The sequence below is a fragment of the Wenzhouxiangella sp. XN24 genome (assembly GCF_011064545.1).
Taxonomy (GTDB): domain Bacteria; phylum Pseudomonadota; class Gammaproteobacteria; order Steroidobacterales; family XN24; genus XN24.
In genome coordinates this window covers 1-3,965 of record NZ_JAAMFG010000003.1, presented here as the reverse complement: position 1 = coordinate 3,965, position 3,965 = coordinate 1, and the positions used below count along the sequence as shown (strand labels likewise).

Here is a 3,965-nt window from a genome sequence, read left to right as displayed (position 1 = left end):
GCGGTTTCGGCCGCCGCCGGCGTTTCCGCTGCTTCCCGCGCGTCCGGCGCGTCCGGCGCGTCCGGCGAAAGCAGTCCCGCGACCCAGTTCTCGACGTCGCCGCTCATGCCGCCGCTCCCGCCGACGCCCAGGCATCGGTCTCGGCAAGCCATGCGAGCAGCGACTCGTAAGCGGCCCCGGCACGCTCCGGTGAGCCATGCGCCGGGGTGCCTGCTTCCGCCGCGTCCCGCAACCTGGTGTCCACCGGAATGACCCCCGTCCACATGCGCTCCGGATACTTTTCGCGCAACGCCTCGAGGCTGCGGCGCCCCGCGCCCGTGCGGGCATCGAACATGGTCGGCAGGATCGTCCACGGCACCGAGCGCGCCAGGGAGCGCTCCACCATGGCCAGGGTGCGCAGCATCTGCCCGAGCCCCTCGAGCGCGAGGAACTCGGTCTGCACCGGAATCAGCAGGCGCGTGCAGGCGGCGACCGAACTGATCATCGGGACGCCGAGAGCCGGCGGACAATCCAGCAGTGCGATGGCGTACTCGTCACGCACGGCATCCAGCCCGGCCCGCAACGACAGCCCGCGACCACTGACCGGCTGGCGATCCAGCGTGGCGAGCGCCGCCGATCCCGGCAACAGGTCGAGGCCGGGCAGGACGTTGCGGATGTCGCGCTCCATGACCATCGCGGGATCTTCGCGGAACAGTGCTTCCACGCCCACGCCGTCGCGCCGTTCGACACGCAGCCATGAAGACAGCGAACCCTGCGGATCGAGATCCAGGAGCAGCGTCCGGGCGCCGCGCCCGGCCAGCAGCGAGCCGAGCGCAACCACCGTCGTGGTCTTGCCGACGCCGCCCTTGTGGTTCGCGACCGCCCAGGTCTTCAACTGCCCGCCTCCGCTGTCGAAATAGTGGCGGCGTCGACATCCTCGACCTCGCCGGCGTTGCGCGAATCGGCCAGGCCGCGCTCCTGCTCGGCGCCTGACATGATGATGATGAGCACGCGCCGGTTCATGCGCCGCCCTTCGCTGGTGTTGTTGTCGCCGATCGGCCGGTACTCGCCGTAGCCCACCGCCGCCATCAGCGCGGGATCCAGGCCGTAGGCTGCGAGCAGGTGCACGACGCTCGCGGCCCGCGAGGCCGACAGTTCCCAGTTCGACGGAAACCTTGCGGTGCTGATCGGCACCGAGTCGGTGTGTCCTTCGACCTGGAGGCGCACGCCCGCGCCGCTCAAGAGCCCGCCGAGCTGCCGGATCGCGGGGACCGCGCTGGAGGCGACGGTCGCGCTGCCGCTGGCGAACAGGAAATTCGTGTTGATCTCGACTTCGAGCCAGTAGGACACGCGCCGCACGCTGATCATCTCCGCGTCGATGAGCGGCGCCATCGCCTCGAGGACCTCGTCCTCGAGACGCTCGATCAGGATCCAGGAGTTCTCGTCGCCGCCCTCCGCGTCCCGGCTGCCTTCGGCCCCCGAGCCATCGCCCGGGCCGAGGCCCTCGGCCACCTCCGTGCCCTGTCCGCGCCGACTCATGCCGGTGGTGGATTCGCCGATCTCGGCAATGCCCATGTTGCGATCGACCTCGAGCGGCACCAGGGTGCGCGGCAGGCCGGTCTGGATTTCCTCGTCGGCGCGGACCTGGAAGGCGCCGATCTGCACGGGCTCCATGGTGCGCGGCGCGCCACGGAAGGCCGCCACCAGCGAATCCGACAGGGCGCGGTACTTGCCCTCGTTCACCGAGGAGACGGCGTACATCACGACGAAGAAAGCGAGCAGCAAGGTCACGAGATCGCCGTAGGGAATGGCCCAGGACTCGTGGTTGACGTGCTCTTCCTTGCGCTTCTTGCGGGCCATGGCTCAGCCCTTGCTCAGGTAGCCGTTGAGCTTGGTCTCGATGTTGCGCGGATTCTCACCCTGCGCGATCGACACCAGGCCCTCGACCAGCATTTCCCGGTACGTGGTACCGGTCGCGACGGCGGTCTTGAGCTTGTTGGCCACCGGCAGGAAGAACAGGTTCGCGCTGGCGATGCCGTAGATGGTGGCGGTGAAGGCCGTGGCGATGCCCGGGCCGAGCTTGCTGGGATCCGCCAGGTTGCCCATCACCGCGATAAGGCCGAGCACGGCGCCGATGATGCCGAGCGTCGGCGCGTAGATCCCGAGGCTCTCGTAAACCTTGGCGCCCTTGGTGTCGTATTCCTCGCGCGTGGCGATGTCCACCTCGAGGATCGAGCGCAGCACTTCGGGCTCGCTGCCGTCCACCAGCAACTGCAGGCCTTTCTGCAGGAAGGCGTCGGTCTCTTCCTCGGCCGTGGTCTCCAGCCCCAGGAGCCCTTCCTTGCGCGCCACCTGGCTCCAGTTGATGATCTTCTGGATGGCCTCCTCGGGGTCCGTCACCGGCGTGTGGATGATCCAGCGAAACATCTTCATGCTGTGACGAAAGGTTTCCAGCCGCACCTGCAGCATGGCGGCCGCGAACGTGCCCACCATGACGATCACGAAGGCGGCCGGGTTGACGAGCGCGCCGAGTCCGCTGCCCTTGAGGATGCTGCCCCCGACGATGGCGACGACGCCGGCGGCCATGCCGGCGATGCTGAGCACATCCAGCCCGCCCCTGGCGCCGGCGGCTTCCTTCTCGGGCGCAGATTCGGCACCCTCGCGCAGGCCAGCGTCGACCGATTCGCCGGTCGCGCTCACGAGGCCTCCCGCGCGGGCGCGGCGGGCGGGTCGCCATGGCGCGCCACGAGGCTGCGCGCGTCAAGAATCAGGGCGATGCTGCCGTCGCCGGTGATGGTCGCGCCGGCAAATCCGGGGAGCCCCTCGAGCACGCTGCCGAGCGGCTTGATGACCACGTCCTCCTGGCCCAGCAGCTCGTCCACCACCAGCGCGACGAGATCGCCGGCACCGAGATCGACGACGACCGCGTGGTGCGAGTCGATGCGCGGCCGGTCCGGTGCGAACCAGTCCGACAACCAGTGCAGCGGCATGGTCTCGTCGCGCAGCATGACCACTTCCCGGCCCTCGACCCGCCGCGTGCGGCAGTTGTCCAGCTCGAGCAGTTCGCGTACGCCGGCCAGCGGCAGGGCGTAGCGGCGCTCGCTTACCTTCACCAGCAAGGTAGGGAAGATGGCCAGCGTCAGCGGCAGGCGGATTTCCAGCCGGGTGCCGACGCCGACCTTGGATTCGATGGTGATATTGCCGTTGAGCCGGGCGATGGCGGTGCGCACTACGTCCATGCCGACCCCGCGGCCCGAGACGTCGCTCACCTTGGCGCAGGTCGAGAACCCCGCCATGAAGATCAGGTCCCAGGCCTCGGAGTCGCTGAGGCGATGCGCCGCGTCGGCGGAGTACAGTCCTTTCTCGACCGCCTTGCGGCGCAGGACCTCGGGGTCCATGCCCTTGCCGTCGTCCTCGATGGCGATGACGATCGCGTTGCCCTCCTGGGCGGCGGAGAGCAGCACATGGCCGACCCGCGGCTTGCCGAGCGCCTCGCGCTCGTCAGGCGACTCGACGCCGTGATCGACGGCGTTGCGCACCAGGTGCACGAGGGGATCGGCCAGCACCTCGACGAGGTTCTTGTCGAGTTCCGTCTCCTCGCCTTCGAGCTGCAGCTCCACTTCCTTGCCGAGCGTCCGCGCCACGTCGCGCGCCACGCGCGGAAAGCGGCCGAAGACCTTGCGGATCGGCTGCATGCGCAGTTTCATGACGGCGGACTGCAGCTCTGAGGTGATCAGGTCGAGGCTGTAGATCGCCTGTTCCGCCACCTCGCCGCCGCTGCGCACGCGCAGGGCCACGAGCCGGTTGCGCACCAGGACCAGCTCGCCGATCAGGTTCATCAACGCGTCGAGCCGGCTGGTATCGACGCGCAGGGTGGTATCCACGGGCGCGCTCGGTTTCGCTGCTGCGGCCGGGGCCGCTTTCGCAGCCGGCGCGGCAGGCTTCGGCGCCGCAGTGCCCGCGGGCGGCGGGGACGGCGCTGCTGC

The 3,965-nt window shown here is 69.3% G+C and carries 4 protein-coding genes; all 4 read right to left on the bottom strand.

The window, feature by feature from the left end; all coding sequences use genetic code 11:
• Nucleotides 1–103: 103 nt before the first annotated feature.
• Complete coding sequence (locus tag G6032_RS00030; protein WP_165280087.1) at nt 104–874, bottom strand: ParA family protein; 771 nt, start codon at nt 872–874, stop codon at nt 104–106.
• The gene (gene motD, locus G6032_RS00025; RefSeq protein ID WP_165280086.1) at nt 871–1,839 is read right to left on the bottom strand and encodes a flagellar motor protein MotD; all 969 of its coding nucleotides are present in this window, start codon (nt 1,837–1,839) and stop codon (nt 871–873) included. Before motD ends, G6032_RS00030 begins: the two co-directional genes overlap by 4 nt.
• Before the next feature lie 3 nt (nt 1,840–1,842).
• Nucleotides 1,843–2,589: a flagellar motor protein gene (locus G6032_RS00020; RefSeq protein WP_165280088.1), complete on the bottom strand. Its 747-nt coding sequence runs from the start codon at nt 2,587–2,589 to the stop codon at nt 1,843–1,845.
• Nucleotides 2,590–2,675: 86 nt separating this feature from the next.
• Nucleotides 2,676–3,965, bottom strand: a 1,290-nt coding sequence (locus G6032_RS00015; RefSeq protein WP_165280085.1) for a chemotaxis protein CheA, incomplete at its 5' end; no start/stop codon positions are given.

Bases quoted from the DNA above. Each gene is read 5' to 3' on its own strand.
- motD (WP_165280086.1), bottom strand. From the start codon at position 1,839: ATGGCCCGCAAGAAGCGCAAGGAAGAGCACGTCAACCACGAGTCCTGG.